Source organism: Thioalkalivibrio sp. ALJ7, from assembly GCF_000376865.1.
Taxonomy (GTDB): domain Bacteria; phylum Pseudomonadota; class Gammaproteobacteria; order Ectothiorhodospirales; family Ectothiorhodospiraceae; genus Thioalkalivibrio.
Genome location: NZ_AQXQ01000012.1, coordinates 455,691 through 473,738, shown reverse-complemented (window position 1 = coordinate 473,738; position 18,048 = coordinate 455,691). Strand labels below are relative to the sequence as shown.

Annotated in this window: 12 protein-coding genes; 6 read left to right on the top strand and 6 right to left on the bottom strand. The window is 65.3% G+C overall.

All coding sequences use genetic code 11. The features are described from left to right. Nucleotides 1-125: 125 nt before the first annotated feature. Together recG and D002_RS0110805 are read right to left on the bottom strand one after the other, a co-directional pair. Complete coding sequence (gene recG / locus D002_RS0110810) at nt 126-2,282, bottom strand: ATP-dependent DNA helicase RecG (RefSeq protein ID WP_081610851.1); 2,157 nt, start codon at nt 2,280-2,282, stop codon at nt 126-128. Further along, on the bottom strand, nt 2,212-2,601 hold the full coding sequence (locus tag D002_RS0110805; RefSeq protein ID WP_018141939.1) for a RidA family protein: 390 nt from the start codon (nt 2,599-2,601) through the stop codon (nt 2,212-2,214). The genes recG and D002_RS0110805 overlap by 71 nt, the downstream gene beginning before the upstream one ends. A gap of 173 nt (nt 2,602-2,774) precedes the next feature. Between D002_RS0110805 and D002_RS0110800 the strand changes: the two genes are divergently transcribed. After that, nucleotides 2,775-3,242, top strand: coding sequence for a CopD family protein (locus tag D002_RS0110800; protein ID WP_018141938.1), 468 nt, complete (start codon nt 2,775-2,777; stop codon nt 3,240-3,242). Here D002_RS0110800 and D002_RS0110795 read toward each other — a convergent pair. Continuing rightward, on the bottom strand, nt 3,239-3,727 hold the full coding sequence (locus D002_RS0110795; RefSeq protein WP_018141937.1) for a DUF3293 domain-containing protein: 489 nt from the start codon (nt 3,725-3,727) through the stop codon (nt 3,239-3,241). The two genes, D002_RS0110800 and D002_RS0110795, sit on opposite strands and share 4 nt — an antisense overlap. A gap of 161 nt (nt 3,728-3,888) precedes the next feature. Between D002_RS0110795 and D002_RS0110790 the strand changes: the two genes are divergently transcribed. Further along, nucleotides 3,889-5,610 (top strand): diguanylate cyclase domain-containing protein, encoded by a 1,722-nt coding sequence (locus tag D002_RS0110790; RefSeq protein ID WP_018141936.1) that lies wholly within the window; start codon nt 3,889-3,891, stop codon nt 5,608-5,610. Between the two features lie 88 nt (nt 5,611-5,698). On the opposite strand, the gene D002_RS0110785 is transcribed toward D002_RS0110790, so the two are convergent. Beyond that, complete coding sequence (locus D002_RS0110785) at nt 5,699-8,593, bottom strand: EAL domain-containing protein (protein WP_018141935.1); 2,895 nt, start codon at nt 8,591-8,593, stop codon at nt 5,699-5,701. A gap of 272 nt (nt 8,594-8,865) precedes the next feature. Further along, nucleotides 8,866-10,287 (bottom strand): phospholipase D-like domain-containing protein, encoded by a 1,422-nt coding sequence (locus D002_RS0110780; RefSeq protein WP_018141934.1) that lies wholly within the window; start codon nt 10,285-10,287, stop codon nt 8,866-8,868. A 122-nt stretch (nt 10,288-10,409) separates the two neighbouring features. On the opposite strand from D002_RS0110780, the gene parC reads away from it, so the two are divergent. Together parC and htpX are read left to right on the top strand one after the other, a co-directional pair. Continuing rightward, complete coding sequence (gene parC / locus D002_RS0110775) at nt 10,410-12,671, top strand: DNA topoisomerase IV subunit A (RefSeq protein WP_018141933.1); 2,262 nt, start codon at nt 10,410-10,412, stop codon at nt 12,669-12,671. A 126-nt stretch (nt 12,672-12,797) separates the two neighbouring features. Continuing rightward, complete coding sequence (gene htpX / locus D002_RS0110770) at nt 12,798-13,685, top strand: protease HtpX (protein ID WP_018141932.1); 888 nt, start codon at nt 12,798-12,800, stop codon at nt 13,683-13,685. A gap of 187 nt (nt 13,686-13,872) precedes the next feature. On the opposite strand, the gene D002_RS0110765 is transcribed toward htpX, so the two are convergent. Continuing rightward, nucleotides 13,873-14,556, bottom strand: coding sequence for an MBL fold metallo-hydrolase (locus D002_RS0110765; protein WP_018141931.1), 684 nt, complete (start codon nt 14,554-14,556; stop codon nt 13,873-13,875). A 373-nt stretch (nt 14,557-14,929) separates the two neighbouring features. Between D002_RS0110765 and D002_RS0110760 the strand changes: the two genes are divergently transcribed. Further along, a complete protein-coding gene (locus D002_RS0110760) occupies nt 14,930-16,417 on the top strand; it encodes an ATP-binding protein (RefSeq protein ID WP_018141930.1) in 1,488 nt (495 codons plus the stop codon). Continuing rightward, nucleotides 16,414-17,847, top strand: coding sequence for a sigma-54 dependent transcriptional regulator (locus tag D002_RS0110755; protein WP_018141929.1), 1,434 nt, complete (start codon nt 16,414-16,416; stop codon nt 17,845-17,847). Before D002_RS0110760 ends, D002_RS0110755 begins: the two co-directional genes overlap by 4 nt. Nucleotides 17,848-18,048: the final 201 nt, after the last annotated feature.

The following is an 18,048-nucleotide window of genomic DNA, read 5'->3' as shown; positions in this document are numbered from 1 at the left end:
GATACGCCGATCAATGGCAGTTCTCCGCAATCCTGATTCTTCTCTGTGTCCTCTGTGCTCTCTGTGGTTCAAACCGCTCTTGAAGTTGACCTCCTTCGTGTCTTCGTGCGCTTCGTGGTGAATTCCTAACCCACGGTGGCGTAGCGGGTGGCGGTGCCGAGCCAGCGTTCGATGAGGGCGCCGGTGCGTGATGGGTCGTTTTCGAGACGTGCGGCGAGGGTCGTGGCCTCGTCCAGCAGGTCCTGGTCGCGGGCCCAGTCGGCAACGCGGAAGCTGCGGTCGCCGGTCTGGCGTGTACCCAACAGCTCGCCAGGGCCGCGTAATTTGAGGTCCACTTCCGCAATCTCGAAGCCGTCGTCCGTGCGCCGCATCGCCTCTAGGCGCTCGCGTGCGGTCTCCCCCAGCGGTGGACGATAAAGCAGTACACAGGCCGACGCAGTGTTTCCGCGTCCGACCCGGCCGCGCAGCTGATGCAGCTGTGACAGCCCCATGCGCTCGGCATTCTCGATGATCATCAAGCTGGCGTTGGGGACGTCTACCCCGACCTCGATCACGGTGGTCGCGACGAGCAGGTCGATCGCTCCGGCGCGAAAGCGCTCCATGACCGAGTCGCGCTCCGGCCCCTTCATGCGCCCGTGTGCCAGTCCGATGGTCAGCTCCGGCAGTGCCTCGCGCAGGCGCTCGGCGGTGGCCTCGGCGGATTCCGCTTCCAGTTGTTCCGACTCTTCCACCAGCGGACAGACCCAATAGGCCTGGGTGCCGGAACCGCAGGCGGCGCGGATGCGGTCAATCACCTCGTCGCGGCGTTCGTGGCTGATCAGCGCGGTGCGCACCGGCGTGCGCCCGGGCGGGCGTTCGTCAATCACCGAGCTGGCCAGCTCGGCGTACAGCGCCATCGCCAGGGTGCGCGGGATCGGGGTGGCGGTCATGATCAACTGGTGCGGCATTCGGCCGTTGCCCTTGTCGCGCAGGGCCATGCGTTGATGCACCCCAAAACGGTGCTGCTCGTCGATGATCGCAAGCCCCAGTCGCTGGAACCGCACCTCCTCCTGGAACAGGGCATGGGTGCCGATTGCGACCTGGCGCTGACCCGTGGCCAGTTCCGCGAGTAGCTGCCCACGTTCACCGGCGGTCTGGCGGCCACCCAGCCAGGCGATGGACACGCCCAGCGGCTCCAGCCATTGGGCCAGGTTGCGCCCGTGCTGGCGGGCCAGCAGCTCGGTTGGGGCCATGAAGGCGACCTGATAGCCGGCCTCCACCGCCGCCAGCGTGGCGGCCACCGCGACCAGTGTTTTGCCCGAGCCGACATCGCCCTGGACCAGCCGGTTCATCGGCTGCGTGCGTGCGAGATCGGCCAGGATCTCCTCGGTCACGCGTTCCTGTGCGCCGGTGGGTTCGAAGGGGAGCTGGTCGCGTAGTTGTTGCCACAGGGTGCCGGGGGGCTGAATGACTGGCGCCTTGCGTGTGTCCTGCGGCGTGCGGCTTTGCTGGATGCGAGCGAGTTGATGGGCACACAACTCCTCCAGGGCCAGGCGCGTGCGCGCTGGACTACGGTTCTCCGGTGTATCCAGGGCAACCAGTGCATCGGCCTGAGCCGGCGGGTGGTGCAGTTGTCCCAAAGCGGCGTGTAGACCGGGCAGGCCCTGGTGGGTCAGTTCCGGCAACAGGTCGGGTAGGGCCCGCACCCCCGGCAGGGCATGCGCGACCAGCTGGCGTAGCAGTTTTTGCGAGACGCCCTCGGTGGTCGGGTAGATCGGAGTCAGGTGCGACTCCAGTGCCGGCGGGGTATCGCCCACGGTCTGAAGCTCCGGGTGTACGCATTCCAGTGCGCCGGGGATGCCCCGCGGCTCACCGAAGGCGCGGATGCGCGTGCCGACGCTCAGACGCCGTTGCTGGTTGGCGCCAAAGTGAAAAAATCGCAGCAGAATCTGCGCCTGGTCGTCACTGAGAGTGACTACCAGCATCCGCCGGCGGCGGTGGACGACCTCGGCATGCGCGACGCGACCCTCGAATAGTGCCGCCAACCCCGGTCGCAGCGCCGCGATCGGCGTCAGCCGCGTGCGGTCCTCGAAGCGCAGGGGTAGATGGAACAGCAGGTCCCCGGCCTGTTCCAGCCCGAGGCGTTCCAGTCGTTCCGCCACCGCTGGACCGACACCCTTCAGCGTTGTGAGCGGGGCCTGCAGCTCCACCAGGACGGCCTGCGCGGCGCGATCAGCTGCGCGGGCAGAAGGCGATGGCGTCCATCTCGACCTGGGCGCCCTTGGGCAAGGCGGCCACGCCAATCGCAGCGCGTGCCGGATAGGGTTCGTTGAACACCTCGCTCATGATCTCGTTGACCAGCGGGAAGTGCGTCAGATCGATCAGGAAGATATTCAGCTTGGCGATGTCCGCAGTGCTGGCGCCAGCCGCCTCCAGGACCGCCTGGAGGTTGGCGAACACCTGGCGGATCTGGTTCTCGATGCCGCCGCCCACCAGTTCCATGGTCGCGGGGTCCAGTGGAATCTGCCCGGAGAGATAAAGGGTCTCGCCCGCGCGCACGGCCTGTGAATAGGGGCCAATGGCGGCCGGGGCATTCTCGGTCTGGATGATTTCGCGCGACATGCGGGCTCCTCGTGCTGGCTGGGTAGACGGTTGCAGGGGCGGCGAAAGGCCGCGTACAGGACACCATTCTAAATCATGTGCGCGCTCCTGCTGGCAGGGGTGGGGTCGGCAGCGCTGCCCAAGTGCGGCTACACTGCGAGCCACATTTGGGAACGCGACTAAGGAATCCGACAATGACGGGATACGCACTGGCGAACGTGCTGCATGTGCTGGCGGTGGTGATTTGGGTGGGCGGCATGTTTTTCGCCTACATGTTCCTGCGGCCGGTGGCCGGGCAGCAGCTGGAGGGGATGGCGCGGCTGAAGCTGTGGGAGGCGGTCTTCGGCCGTTTCTTCCCCTGGGTCTGGGCCTCGGTTGTGGTGATCCTGGCGACCGGTTTCTACATGATCTTCGGGGTGTTCGGCGGCATGGGTGACGTGCACCCCAGCGTCCACACGATGCTGTTGCTGGGTCTGATTATGATGGCGATCTTCGCCCACGTGTTCTTTGCCCCGTTCCGCCGCATGCGTCAGGCGATTGCCGCAGACGACGCCTCGGAAGGCCTGCGCCGGCTGGGCCAGATCCGCATCCTGGTGGGAATCAATACCGTGATTGGACTGGTCACGATCCTGGTGGCATCCGGCGGCCGTCTGCCGCTTTAAGCACTGTCCCGGCCCGACACGGCCGGATGCCACACGAGTCGTGGTGCGGCCGGCGGCTCCAGTAGCACGGCCGCATTCTGGTCAAAGTGTTCCAGCCAATCCACCAGTACGGAATCGGATAGATCTGCGATCGCCAGGCCGGGTTCGTCCGGCCAGTGGCCCAGAGGGTCGCGATTGCAGGCTGGCCAGGCGCGTAGGCCGTGGTTGGCTACGGCTTGTTCCAGTCGGCGTTGACGCTGTTGATTGTCCCTGGCGGTCGCGGGCCGGCTTCCAGGGTTGCAGGCGGTGAACAACACGATCCGGCGCAGGCCGTGCGCCTTCATCCAGGATGTGACCTCGGGTGCCGGGGCGCCGATATGCAGGGTGCGGGTTCCGCTTTCGGTCTCCACGTCGTATTCCGCGCTGCGATAAACCGGCTCCAGTTCGGCCCGTTTCGCGACCGTTCGCACAGCCCGATGCCCCTCATCGCTTGAGTTTGTGGCCATCTCGCGGCACCCTCCCGCCTGGATCGTGTAGATGCGATCGATCAAACAGGGGGAAGGGGATGCGCGTCAAGGATGTGGCGGCGGTTCGAAATGCCTGGAGTGGCAGGCGTTCCCGCGCGTTCCTGAAGCCGCCCTGCGCCCTTGTGGGGTGGTGAGCTGCGATGGCTCCGCGTCCCTTTGTCTCCGGTCTGACCAGCGCCTTTGTGGTGGTGATGCTGCTGGTTGTTGCGGTCGCCGTGGCCAGCTGGCTGCGCGTGCAACAGCTGCAGAACGACGTCCAGGCCCTGACCGAGGAATACGTGAACAAGGTGGACCGCGTCCACCGCATGCGCTCATTGGTGCGCGAACGCATGTTGCGCGCATCGCTGGTTATCAGCGCCGAGGACCCGGCGTTGCAGGACCGCTATCAGCGCGAATTCCGGGATCTGGCGGAGCGTTTCCTGGAGGCCCGCGAGGGTGCGGAGCTGTTGGCCCAGACGCCACGTGATGCGGCCCTGCTGGCCGAGCTGCGTGAGCTGACTGCGACCGGCGCCCCCATCCTCTCGGAACTCGTGGACGTAGCCCTGGCCGGTGGGCGCAACGAGGCGCTGGCAATTCTGTATGCCGATGCGATGCCGGTACAGGAAGACGTACTGGATCAGATGGAGGCGATCCTCGCGGCCTTCGAGCAGGACAACGAAGAGGCGGTCGCAGCGATGGCCCAGCGTCACGAGCAGGCGCAGAAGGTGACGCTGGTCGCCACGGGTCTGATCATGATTATGATCACGCTGATGTGGCTGCGGGTGCGGCGGCGGATCTGGCGCGACCATGCCGCCTTGCGCAAGGAGCTGGAGGAACGCCAGCGCATCGAGGTGCGCTTGCGCGAGACGCAATCCGGGCTGGAGGCAGCCGTGGCCCGGCGCACCGCGGCCCTGCAAGAGACGACCGAACGCCTGGAGGAGGCACAGCGCATTGCCGGCGCCGGTTACTGGGACTGGGATATCCGCGGGCAGCGGATGAACTGGTCCTCGCATGTCTTCGAACTGTTTGGCCTGAACGCGCAGACCGATGGGGCCGGGTTCGAGGCCTATATGCGCGCCGTACACCCGGATGACCGCACCCGTGTGCGGCGTGCGACGAACGAGGCCCTGGACCGCGAAAACTTCTATCGCGTGGATCATCGGGTGGTGCGCGGAGACGGGGGCGTCCGCCATGTCCGCGTGGAGGGCGAGATCGACCGCGCTCCCGACGGGCGCCCGGTACAGGTGCTGGGCATGGTGCGCGACATTACCCGCGACAAGGATTCCGAGGAGCGCTTGTGGCATCAGGCGCATCACGACTCCCTGACGGGGCTGCCCAACCGCAGTCTGTTGCAGGAGCATATTCAGCAGGCGTTGCGTCGGGCTCAGCGCGCGGGTACCGGCGTGGCCTTGATGGTCTGTGACCTCGACGGTTTTAAGCCGATCAATGACCGTCTGGGCCACGATGTGGGGGACGTTGTCCTGGTGACCGTGGCTCACCGGCTGCGCGAAGGGATGCGTGGCAGCGACATCGTGGCGCGCGTGGGTGGCGACGAGTTCGTCTTGTTGCTGGAGAACGTGCGCGACCCGGACGCCGTGGCCGGCATCGGACTCAAGCTGATCGAACGCTTCGAGGAACCCGTGGAGGTGAATCGCGAGTCGCTGCGGGTCGGGCTTAGCCTGGGTGGCGCGTTGTTTCCGCAGGATGGGGGCGACGTCGATACGCTCCTGCAGCGGGCAGACCGCGCCATGTACGCCGCCAAGGCCGATGGTGGCAGTCAGGTAGTGCTGTACCAGGATCTGGCGGGCCTGGACCGACCGGTATCGGATCAGGCGCGGCGCCGACGCGGGGCATTGGGATGCGGGTTGGACGAGGCTCCCTGACGACGCGGTACGGGACGGCGGTCCAGGGTGTGGACTCTCACGAGGTTGTGCTCGGTCTACCTGAGGACAACCTCGTGAGACCCCACGCCTAGTTCGACTCGGAGCGCGATGGTTGCAGGAATTGCAGGCTGAAGTCCCCGGACGGGAGCGCTGGGCTGAACAGGAAGCCCTGGAAATGGCTGCAGCCCAGCGCCAGGAGTTGTTCGCGTTGTTCGGCCTGGGCCACGCCCTCGGCGATCACGTCCAGCTCCATGTTGCGCGCGATATCCACGATGTTTTCGATCAGTGTCCGGTCGCCGCCGGCCATCAGTTCGTCGACGAAGGACTTGTCGATCTTCAGTTCGTCCACCGGCAAGTCGCGCAGATAGGCGAGCGAGGAATAGCCCGTGCCGAAGTCATCCAGGGCGATGCGCACCCCGAGCCGGCGCAGGGCGCCGAGCTTGGCAATCGCATCCGGGAGATCGCGCAGCAGTCCGGATTCGGTGACCTCCAGGGTCAGGGCGTCGGCGTCCACCCGGTGCTGGCGCAGCAGGGCCTCGAAGCGGTCCACAAAGTCCGGCCGGGCGAGCTGCCAGGGGGACAGGTTCAGCGCCAGGCGCGGAGGCTGCAGGCCATCGCTCTGCCATCGCGCCAGCTGTACCAACGTCTGCTCCAGCACCCAATTTCCGATGCCGTGGATCAGGCCGGTTTCCTCTGCGATGGGGATGAACAGGGCGGGTGGGACCGCGCCCATCTCCGGGTGCTGCCAGCGCAGTAACACCTCGGCGCCGATCAGGCGGCCGGCCGCGTCGACCTGCGGTTGAAAGTGCAGGGCTAGCTCTCCGCGTTCGACGGCCTGGCGCAGACCTTCCTCGATCTGCAGGCGAGCATGGGCCTCGTCCTGCAGGGCATGGCGGTAGAACTGCACGCCCCCGCGCCCCGCGCGTTTGGCTTGATATAACGCGATGTCGGCATGACGCAGGGCATCGGCCGAGGTCTGGCCGGCATCCGGATACAGTACGCAGCCTAGGCTGGCCCCGACCCCGAAGGTGCGTTCTCCCAGGATGATGGGGCGCTGTAGCGCCTCCAGGATGCGCTCGGCGATGGCGCGGACTTCGGGCTCCAGCGCCTCGCGTCCGGTTGGGCTCGGCGGCAGCACCACCGCAAACTCGTCGCCGCCCAGGCGCACGATGAGTGCGTCCTTCGGGGCGTGACTGCGCAGGCGGTCCGCGACTGCGCCCAGTACGGTATCGCCCACCGCATGGCCGAGGGCGTCGTTGATGGTCTTGAAGTGATCCAGGTCGATCAGGATCAGCCCGCCATGCAGGTCTTCGACGTGGGCTTCCTCGATGTGCCGAGTTAGATCGTCGTGCAGCCGGGTGCGGTTGGCCAGCCCGGTCAAGGAGTCGTGGTAGGCCAGGGCGTGGATGTGCGCCTCGGTATGCAGGCGCTCTAGTTCCGCTGCGGCGCGGTCCGCCATGATCTCGAGGATCTCCATCGCCTTGTCGACATCTTCCACAGGGTGTCGATTGACCATCGCAATGTGCCCGAGCAGGGTCCCCTGGCTGTCCAGCATGGGCGCCCCCAGGTAGCTCTGCGCGTCCATCTCGACCAGCATCTCGTCCTTCGGGAAGCGTTGCTGCACGTCGCAGGGGTAGATGCAGGAGCCGATCTCGATTACCCGTTCGCAGGGGGTCTCGGCCAGGTCATAGCGCAAATTCTCCACGATGCGGCCCTGGGCGCACAGGGCGGCGGTCTCCACCACGCCGGACTGGTCAGAGGCCTCAAGGCCGACCAGGGCGTAGTCGGCGTTAAACAGGTTGCTTAATTTGAGTACAAGCTGCTGGAAGAACTCCTCGCGTGAGCGCGCCTGCAGGCCTTCGGCAATCAATCGCAGGGCGCTCTCGCTGCGATGCTCGGCGGTGATGTCCTCTTGCATCACGATCACGTCTTGCACCTCGCCCCGAGCATCCTGCAGGGGATAGATGCAGCCCCGCAGCCAGCGCTCAGTACCTCCTGTTGCGGCGCCAGAGACGTTGTCCCCGGGGATGTCGGGTGGGGTGTAGGCCAGAGGAGGGATCTCCTGGTACTGACCGCGCATCGCGGCCCGCAGGGGGGCTAGAACTTTCCGGTCGATGGCGTCCGGCCGCGTCAGAACGTTGCCGCCCGGAGCCGACGCCTGTGGACCGTGCAGGCGTTCCCAGGCCGGGTTGGTCTGGCGGATCTCGCCGGTGGGCGTCAGCACCTGGATCCCGATCGGCGATTGCTCGACCAGCGCGCGAAAACGGGCCTCCGAGTCGCGCAGACGCTCCCCGGTCTCGCGGTTCAGAACCACACTCATCATGACCACCATGACCACATAGCCAAATGGCGCGAGCTGGGGCATCTCGATGACACCCGAGCGGGCGAGTACGCCCTGCAGGGTGAACAGCACAAAGATCCCGATCCCGCCCAGCAGGAGCAGGGTGGTGCCCTGGTGATGCCGGCGGTAGTGCCGGGTTAGGTTGGTCAGGGCAAACCCGAAGACGAGAAGGACGGCGGCCACGCCAAAGACGAACCACGGACTGATAGCGCCCTCGGCCAGGGCCACGGTTTCGCCCCAGGGGAGCTCCAGTACGTGGATCGCATCGATGCTGTGGTACTGCATGCTGTAGGGCTGCAGGGCGTTGACCACCCAGGTAATGACCAGAAGTACCAGGAGGCCACTGATGATCGGGGTCGCGCGGGTGCGGGTATGGGCCGCGACAAACGCGGCGAAGAGGACGTAGAACGGAGCGAGCAGAAAAATATTGAGGGTCAAGGCCCGGGCGTAGGCGTCGACACTGGTGGCTTGATAGGTCTGGGCCGAGCTCACGGCGACCACCGCCATTAACGCGCCCATCGCGGCGAACAGGCGGTGTTCCATGCGTCGGGCGCTCTGCCGGCTATACAGCAGGTGGCTGATGGTTGCGTACACGGCGAGGCCCGCCGCGACGTAGAGAGATGGCACCAGAATCCCGTTCATGACCTTCCTGGCCGAATCTTCGACTTTCGTAACATCCCTTTACGCCCCCTGGGAAGAAACGGGTTGATGCATGTACCCGTGCACGAGTATCCCTGGTACCTACAGTACAAAAGACATCGTTGGGGTGTCCCGGTTCATCAGGGTTTACGGATGGGGACGACTAACGCCGTGTCTACGCGCGATGCAATCAGCGTTTCCCTGGGTGTGATCTCTCAATAGGTTGTCCATCGGACGACTCCACACCTAGGGAGACGCTGATTGTCACTCGGGGGTTACAGGTAGGGCGTGAGCAGGCGAGCCGCACCGTCGCGCAGCTGGGTGGCGAGTGGGCGAGTGCGGACTTCCGCGAGCGTCAGGGGGTGCGACTGTTCGCGCAGGTGGTCGGCCCACTCGGCCAGTTCCGACCCCAGTCCGCGGTCCAGACATTCCAGATTGAACTCGAAGTTAAGGCGCAGGCTGCGCGGGTCCCAGTTGGCGGAACCGACCAGGGCCCATTCGCGATCCACCAGCATCAGCTTGGCGTGGTTGAAGGGGGGAGGCGTGAGCCACAGGCGGCAGCCACGTTCCAGTAGCTCGGCCTGTTGGGGTCGGCTGGCCCATTCCACCAGGCGCAGATTGTTGAGGGCGGGAATCAGGATGTTGACCTGCACGCCCCGCAGGGCCGCGGCCTTGAGTGCCCCGGCCAGTGCGACCCCCGGCAGAAAATAAGGGGTGATGATCGTCACCTCTTCGCGGGCCTCGGCCAGAGCCGCCTGCAAGGTGAAATTCAGTACCTCGAAGTCTTCGTCCGGCCCATCGGGAAGCCCGCGACAGGCGCGTGCACCGGCGGTCTCGATGGGATCGGGGAACCAGACCGGTCCGTCCAGGCGTTCCCCCGTGGCGAACTGCCAGTCCTCCCCGAAAACCCGCTGGACCTGGGCGCAGGCGGGCCCGCGCAACTCGAAGTGAAGGTCCTGAATCGGGTGCGATCCGGGATCGATATGGCTGTGCCCCCGGCGGATATTCATGCCGCCGGTGAAGGCGCGGCGGCCATCGATTACCAACATCTTTCGGTGGTTTCGCAGGTTGAAAGCGGCCAGGCTTCGGGGCAGGTGCACCGGCATGAAGGCTGCGGCCGGGATGCCCGCACGCCGAAGCCGGCGCAGGGTATTGCGGCGGCTGTAGCGGGCCCCGACGGCGTCGATCAGTACGCGCACCTGCACGCCGCGGTCGTGGGCCTGCTGGAGGTGGGCGACGAAGCGTTCGCCGACGCGGTCGTAATCGAAGATGTAGGTCGCAAGCGTGATGCTGGCGCGGGCCTGGTCGATGGCGTCCAGCATGCGCGCATAGGTGCGATCGCCATCGAACAGCGGTTCGATGGCATTGCCCCGGACCAACCGAAACGGACTCAGTCGATCTCCGGAATGCAACAGGCGCTCCCAGCGGGCCGGGTGTTCGACCAGGGTATCGTCGTGTGCGCTGGGGTCGGTAATCAGGTAGCCCTCGCGCAGGGCGTGGGCGCGCCGACGGATGCGGTTGACCCCAAACAGCCAGTACAACGCCGAGCCGGCCAGGGGCAGGAGCACAATCAGCCCAACCCAGGCGATGATGGTGCCTGTGTCGCGGCGTTGCAGCAGCGCATGCACTACGCTGACTGCGGCGAAGCCGAAGACGGCCACCGCGACGATACTGGCAACCCAGCCTGTATCCGGCACGAAGTCCTCCTCTGACGCAGTGGTTTTCGGCGGGCCCGTGGAACGGCGGGCGCGTGCCCGCTACAGTACGCGGGCCCGGCCCGGTGTAAAACCCCGGCCCATCCACGTCCGCGAGACCGCCGATGACCGATATCGAGACCCCCAGCCTGTTCGCCAACAGCGGCGAGCAGCTGCCGTTGAAGGACTTCACCGAGAAGGCGTACCTGGACTACTCCATGTACGTGATCCTGGATCGCGCACTGCCGCACATCGGCGATGGCCTGAAGCCCGTGCAGCGGCGGATTATCTACGCGATGAGCGAGCTGGGTCTGTCCGCCACCGCCAAGTACAAGAAGTCCGCGCGCACCGTGGGCGACGTGCTTGGCAAGTTCCATCCGCACGGCGACTCGGCCTGCTACGAGGCGATGGTGCTGATGGCGCAGCCGTTCTCCTATCGCTATCCGTTTGTGGACGGGCAGGGCAATTGGGGCTCACCGGATGATCCCAAGTCCTTCGCCGCGATGCGGTACACCGAGTCGAGACTGTCGCGCTATGCCCAGTTGCTGTTGTCCGAGCTCGGGCAGGGCACGGTGGACTGGGTGCCGAACTTTGACGGTGCGCTGGAGGAGCCGAAGATGCTCCCAGCGCGGTTGCCGAACGTGTTGCTCAATGGCGGTTCCGGAATCGCGGTGGGCATGGCGACTGACATCCCTCCGCATAACCTGCGCGAGGTGGCCGCCGCCTGCGTGCATCTGCTGGAACACCCGAAGGCCACGGTGGCGGAGCTGTGCGAGCACCTTCCGGCGCCGGACTACCCCACCGAGGCCGAGATCATCTCCCCACCGGCGGAGCTCAAGAAGGTCTACGAGACCGGGCAGGGCTCGATCCGTGCGCGTGCCCGCTATGAACGGGAAGGCGACGACATCGTGGTCACAGCACTCCCGCACCAGGTCTCTGGCGCCAAGCTGTTGGAGCAGATTGCCAGCCAGATCCGGGCGAAGAAGCTGCCGATGGTCGAAGACCTGCGCGACGAGTCTGACCACGAGCACCCGACCCGCCTGGTGATCACGCCACGCTCGAATCGTGTGGATGTCGAGGCGCTGATGGCGCACTTGTTCGCGACCACCGACCTCGAGAAGACCTACCGCGTGAACATGAACGTGATCGGCCTGGATGGGCGCCCGCAGGTGCGCGACCTCGCCGGACTGCTGTCGGAGTGGCTGACCTTCCGTATCGAGACCGTGCGGCGTCGTCTGCAGTGGCGCCTGGAGAAGGTGCAGGCGCGCCTGCATGTGCTGGAAGGCCTGCTGATCGCCTTCCTGAACATCGACGAGGTGATTGCGATCATCCGCGAGTACGACGAGCCGAAGCCGGAGTTGATGAGCCGCTTTGGCCTCAGCGATATCCAGGCCGAGGCGATCCTGGAGCTCAAGCTGCGCCACCTGGCCAAGCTCGAGGAGATCAAGATCCGCGGCGAGCAGGACGAGCTCAGCAAGGAACGCGACCAGCTGGAAAAGACCCTAGGGTCCGAGCGCCGTCTGCGCACTCTGGTGCGTCAGGAGATCGAGAATGACGCCGCGGCGTACGGTGACGAGCGCCGCTCGCCGCTGGTCCAGCGGGCGGCGGCACAGGCTCTGGACGAGTCCGCACTGGTGCCCACCGAGCCGTTGACGATCGTGCTCTCGGAGAAGGGCTGGGTGCGGGCGGCCAAGGGTCACGACGTTGAGGCGAGCGGGCTGAGCTACAAGGCTGGCGACGCCTTTCAGGCCGCCGTGACCGGCCGCAGCAATCAGCCAGTGGCATTTATTGATTCCACCGGCCGCACCTACACCATCCCCGCCCATACGCTACCCTCGGCGCGCGGCCAGGGAGAGCCGTTGTCCGGGCGGGTCAACGCACCGGAGGGTGCGTACTTCGTCGGGATCGCCACTGGGGGCGAAGAGGACCGCTGGTTTCTGGGCAGCGACTACGGCTATGGGTTCATTGCCAGACTGGGTGATCTGCTCGGCCGGCAAAAGGCCGGCAAGAACGTGTTAACCGTGCCGCCTGGGGCGACGGTGCTGCAGCCCGCACTGGTACGCAATCCGCACGAGGATCACATTGCGGTGGTGACCGCGCGCGGCTACCTGCTCCTGTTCGCGGCAACGGATCTGCCCGAGTTGGCGCGAGGCAAGGGCAACAAGCTAATGGGGATTCCGGCCGCGGCGCTCAAGGATGGGTCCGAGCGAGTGCTCGGTGTCACCGTGCTGGGACCACAGGACACGCTGGTGGTACACGCCGGAAAACGTTTCAAGGCGCTGGCTCCGGCGGAGTGGGCCGAGTACGTGGGCGAACGCGCCCGACGGGGTCGCCAATTGCCGCGCGGCTACCAGAATGCGGATCGCCTGGAGGTACGTCCGAGTTGAACCCCGGCCGGCGTGGGCGGTCTTCAGATCGCCGGTTTGCGGCTGGGGTTGGCCTTGAATCTTCCGGGTTCGCCCCGATGTTTCCGATATCCTTAACCGATCCTTGCTGGAGTACAGGAAAGCTTCATGAAACGTATTGCGCTGTTTCTGGCGACCAACTTCGCCATCATCATTGTGCTCAGCATTACGCTGCGCATCCTTGGGGTGGAACGCATCCTCGACGAAGAAGGTGTCGGGCTTAACTTTAATGCCCTGCTGATCTTCGCCGCGGTGTTCGGCTTCGGCGGTTCCTTTATCTCGCTGGCCATCTCCAAGTGGATGGCAAAAAAGACGATGAAGGTCCACGTGATCGACAAGCCGCGTAACGCGACCGAGCAGTGGCTGCTGGAGACGGTGACCCGCCAGGCCCGCGAAGCCGGGATCGGGATGCCGGAGGTCGGAATCTACGACTCGCCGGACCCCAACGCCTTTGCCACCGGCATGAGCAAGAACAACGCCCTGGTCGCAGTCAGCACGGGCCTGATGCAGAACATGGGGCAGGGCGAGGTCGAGGCCGTGCTGGGCCACGAGGTTGGCCACGTCGCCAACGGCGACATGGTGACCCTGGCGCTGATCCAGGGGGTGGTGAACACCTTTGTGATCTTCCTCGCCCGCGTGATCGGCCACTTTGTCGATCGCGTGGTGTTCAAGAACGAGGCGGGGCATGGCCCGGCCTTCTGGATCACCACCATCGTGGCCGAGATCATCCTCGCGATCCTCGCTTCGATCATCGTGATGTGGTTCTCGCGCCAGCGCGAGTTTCGCGCCGACGAGGCGGGTGCCCGATTTGCCGGGCGCGAGAAGATGATCGGCGCCCTGGAGTCCCTGGCGCGCGCCTCTGGGCGCAAGGTGGATATGCCGGATCAGATGGCGGCGTTTGGTATCCGGGGTGGCGTGGCTCAGGGGCTGAAAAAGCTGTTCATGAGCCATCCGCCGATCGAAGAGCGGATTGCGGCGCTGCGCGCCAAAGGCTGAACGCGCGGTTTTATCTCTGACCCGCCTGGACCGGCGCTTGCCGGGGCCGGGCGGCAGGGGGATATCGAATCAACCCGCGCGGAGAACCCAACCCCTGTAGCAGCTTGCTCGCAGGCGAAGCAACGCCGGCTCATCGTCGGTGTTGTTCTCTCCCAGAGCGTTTTCAGTACAGCGGTCCTTCGTAGCGTCAATAGTAGCGACCCCGTCCCGTTTCGCCGCTTCCAGTCGCCAGCACGTGGTCGGCAACAAACGGGTTGCTGCGCCGCTCCTCGCCGAACGTCGACTCGGGACCGTGGCCGGGTACGAAGCGGGTGTCGTCGCCCAAGGGCCAGAGCTTGCCGGTGATGGCGCCGATCAGCTCGCGGCCATTGCCGCGCGGAAAGTCACTACGGCCGATCGCGCCGTGGAACAGGACATCACCCACCAGGGCCAGGTGGGTCTCCGGATCGTGAAAGACCACATGGCCGGGTGTGTGGCCGGGGCAGTGCAGGACCTGCAGCGTGGTCTGCCCGAGCGTAATGGTGTCTCCGTCGTCCAGCCACTGGTCTGGGACCAGCGGCGGGATCTCGGGGAAGCCGAAGACCTGGGCCTGCGCCGGGAGCTGATCCAGCCAGAAGGCATCGTCTCGGTGCGGACCGATGACTGGAACGCCCGTGCGCGCGGCGAGTTCGGCGGTTGCACCGACGTGGTCCAGGTGGCCGTGGGTCAGGAGGATCTTTTCCAGGTGGACGCCCTGTTTTTGCGCGATCCGTTCCAGATCCGCGGCGTCCGCGCCTGGATCCACCCAGGCCGCGGCCCCGGTAGCATCACACCAGATCAAGGTCGCGTTCTGTGCCAGGGGCGTAACGGGGTGGCTCAAGTGACGAAGCATGGTGGTCAATCCGTGATGGAAATCGGGTTTTCGTGGATTTTTCGTTTGATTGGCAAGTACCCGGGAATAGATCGGAAAGGTGTGCGTCTTAAAGGGTATGCAGGTCTTCAAGGGTACGTGATATGACGGAACGGTGAAGTGCGACCCCCTGCGCATAAGCCGGTTGACAATAACATCGCCATATTAGAAGATTTGCATACGCTAATCGCTGTCCCCCCTGTCAGTGGTTAGTGGACTCCTCCATCCTCCTTTGGTGGTTTTCTTGGCGCGGGCTCGACCCGCGCTTTTTTTTTTGCCCGTAATTCGCGTCCCGCCGCCTCCCATGGCTACCATGGCTACTCCCTGACCACGCTGCGGATCACTCCCCCTGTCTATGACTCGACGCCTGAACAGCCTGCGTACCGCGGTGTTGTCGTTCGTGCTGCTGCCGCTGTTGTTGCTGATGGCGGCGGTCGTGGCATTGGGGCTGCATGAGTTTCAGACACAGATGGAAAACCGCATGCAGGAGGACATCGAGCTGGTGGCACGTTCGATCCGTTTGCCCGTTGCCAGCGCGATGCTGCAGGAGGACGCGGCAGCGGTGCAGCAGTCGCTGGATTCGCTGTTTCAGATCGAAGAGGTCTTCGGGGTGTATGTCTACGATGCCGAGGGTCGCATGGTGGCGGCCAGTGGGCCGCCGAGTCCGACTCTGCAGCGCCGCGGGGAGGCGCGGGTGATCAGCGAGACCGGTAGTCTCGGGGCCTTCGGGGAGCACCGAGGGCGTGAGATCTTCTCTTTCTTTCTGCCGCTGTCCGACTCGGCAGGACGGATCGTCGGCCTGTTGCAGGTGACGCGAGATGTCACGCCCTTTCGCGCCTACGTGACCCAGCTTCAGTGGCAGGGTCTGCTACTGCTCATGGGCATTGCTGCGTTGTTCCTGTTGGTGGTTCTGTTGGGTTATCACCGGGCGGTAGGGCGGCACGTGTCGCGCCTGATGGGGGCGATGCGCGCCATCGGCGACGGGCAGCGCGGGCTGCGCGCTCCGGAAGATGGGCCGGCCGAGTTGCGCGGCCTGGCGGTGTCGATGAATCGCATGATGGAACGGCGTGAGGCCTCGGAAGCCGAGCTGGAGGCGCAGCGTCGCGAGCAGGTGCGGCTGGAAGAGAAGCTGCGGCACTCGGAAAAGCTGGCGGCCATCGGACAGCTGGCGGCGGGCGTGGCCCACGAGCTGGGTACGCCACTGGGGATTATCGCGGGGCGCGTGCAGCGCGCGATTCGTCATCTGCCCGAGGAGGATCCGGCACGCAAAGAGATGCAGGCCCTGAAGTCCGAGTTGGAGCGGGTGGAGGCCATTGTGCGGCAATTGCTGGATTTTGCCCGGCGCAATCCGTTGCAGGAGCGTTCAATAGCGCTGGGGCCGTTCATGAACGATCTGGTCGACCGCGTCCGCGCGCAACATCCATCGGGCGCGATCGAGTTCCAGGTGGAAGGTGATGCGTTATCGGTCGCGGCGGATCCGCTGCGACTGGGGCAGGCGTTGGAGAATCTGCTGGAGAATGCCGCCCAGGCGGCTGCAAGCCAGGTCCGGGTGGCCTGGCGCGCGGTGCCGGAAGGGGTTGAGCTGGTGGTCGCCGATGATGGTCCTGTCGCCGGAGGCGGGATCGAGGATGAGCAGGCCGAGCGGCTGTTCGAGCCCTTCTTTACGACCAAGCCGACCGGACAGGGAACGGGGCTCGGTCTGGCCGTGGTGCAGGTGGCGCTGGAAGATCATGGGGGGCGGGTCGACCTTGACCGGAGCAAGGCCGGCGAGACTCGGTTCGTCGTGCATTTGCCAAGGGGTTCCGGATCGCCCCCAGCGAACGGCGGAGGCATCGCCGGATGAATACGCAAGCGCAAGCACAAACCTCGTCGCCGGTGCAGGAGGCGGTCCTGGTCGTCGAGGATGATCGCGGTCATCGCCAACTACTACAGGAAGAACTGACCGATGCCGGATATGCCGTCACGACGGTGGAGAGTGCCGAGGATGCCGAGCAGGTCCTGGCACAACACGCCTTCAGTCTGGTGGTCAGCGACCTGCGGCTGCCGGGTGCCGATGGTTTCCATGTGCTGGAAGTGACGCGAGCCCGGGCCCCGGCGCCTGGATTCATCATGTTGACCGGGTTCGGAACCATCGATCAGGCCGTCGCCGCACTCAAAGCCGGCGCCGATGACTTCCTGACCAAGCCGGTGGACCTGGACCACCTGCGTCTGGCGGCCGATCGGGTCACCGAGGCGCGCCGGCTGAAGGACGAGGTGCGCCAGTACCGCGAGATCCTTGCGCAGGCCGATGGCTTCCATGGCATGCAGGGACGCAGCCCTGCGATGCTGCATCTGTTTGACCTGATCCGGCGCATCGCGGTGGCGGACGGTAGCGTCCTGATCACTGGCGAGTCCGGTACCGGCAAGGAACTGGTCGCTCGGGCCCTGCATGCCGAGAGCGAGCGGGCTGCTGGCCCGTTCGTCGCGATCAACTGCGCGGGTATCCCCGAGGCGTTGCTCGAATCCGAGTTGCTCGGTCATGTGGCGGGTGCCTTCAGTGGCGCCAAGGGGGCTCGCCGAGGACTGTTCACCGAGGCGGATGGCGGCACGCTGTTTCTGGACGAGATCGCCGAGATGCCGGTGGCGATGCAGAGCAAGCTGCTGCGCCTGCTGCAGGATGGTCGCGTGCGCCCGGTGGGGGCCAACGAGGAGATCGCGACGGATGTGCGCATCGTCGCGGCCACCCACCAGGATCTGCAGGCTCACATCGCCGATGGCCGTTTTCGCGAGGATCTCTACTATCGCCTCGAAACCTTCCGTATCGAGATTCCGCCCCTGCGTGCGCGCGGCGACGATATCGAGCGCCTGGCCTTGCAGTTCCTGCGCGAGCAGGCGCTGACACGCGGGCTCCCCGAGCGTCGCCTGAGTCCGGAAGCCCTGCGTGCCCTGGTGCGATATTCCTTCCCGGGTAACGTCCGTGAACTGGCGAGCTTGATGGAGCGCGCGGCCACGCTGGCCGCGGGTGAAGTGATCGAAACCCGCGATCTGCCCGAGCGCGTCCTGCAGGGGGCTGCCCACGGCGTCCCCGATGACGCTCCCGACGGGCGCCCCGACTCCATGCCCGTGCCAGGTGTTGAAGACGATCCCCAGTGGCCGACCCTGGAGGAACGTGAGCGTGACTATATCCGCCGCGTCCTGGAGCACGTGGATGGCAACAAGCAACGGGCAGCCCGGATCCTTGGGATCGGGCGCAAGACGCTGTACCGAAAGCTCGGGGAGTCCGACCCGACGTGACATCCTGACACGGGTCGGCCTGACTCATGTGTCATTGTGACCCGCTTTTTGTGCTTTGCATCGCCCGATCCTGGGTAGAAGAAAAACATTAAGATACTGATATTATTATAGATTCGTATTTTGTTCGGTTTTGGCACGGCATCTGCTAACTCCTTCCAGTAGCAATCGAGGGATCAAGGCCTCAAGGCCTGACCACCCTCC

Coding starts and splice junctions, on each gene's coding strand:
- D002_RS0110755 (WP_018141929.1), top strand. CDS start 16,414: ATGAATACGCAAGCGCAAGCACAAACCTCGTCGCCGGTGCAGGAGGCG.
- htpX (WP_018141932.1), top strand. CDS start 12,798: ATGAAACGTATTGCGCTGTTTCTGGCGACCAACTTCGCCATCATCATT.
- D002_RS0110785 (WP_018141935.1), bottom strand. CDS start 8,593: ATGAACGGGATTCTGGTGCCATCTCTCTACGTCGCGGCGGGCCTCGCC.
- D002_RS0110795 (WP_018141937.1), bottom strand. CDS start 3,727: ATGGCCACAAACTCAAGCGATGAGGGGCATCGGGCTGTGCGAACGGTC.
- D002_RS0110805 (WP_018141939.1), bottom strand. CDS start 2,601: ATGTCGCGCGAAATCATCCAGACCGAGAATGCCCCGGCCGCCATTGGC.
- D002_RS0110790 (WP_018141936.1), top strand. CDS start 3,889: ATGGCTCCGCGTCCCTTTGTCTCCGGTCTGACCAGCGCCTTTGTGGTG.
- D002_RS0110765 (WP_018141931.1), bottom strand. CDS start 14,556: ATGCTTCGTCACTTGAGCCACCCCGTTACGCCCCTGGCACAGAACGCG.
- D002_RS0110760 (WP_018141930.1), top strand. CDS start 14,930: ATGACTCGACGCCTGAACAGCCTGCGTACCGCGGTGTTGTCGTTCGTG.
- D002_RS0110800 (WP_018141938.1), top strand. CDS start 2,775: ATGACGGGATACGCACTGGCGAACGTGCTGCATGTGCTGGCGGTGGTG.
- parC (WP_018141933.1), top strand. CDS start 10,410: ATGACCGATATCGAGACCCCCAGCCTGTTCGCCAACAGCGGCGAGCAG.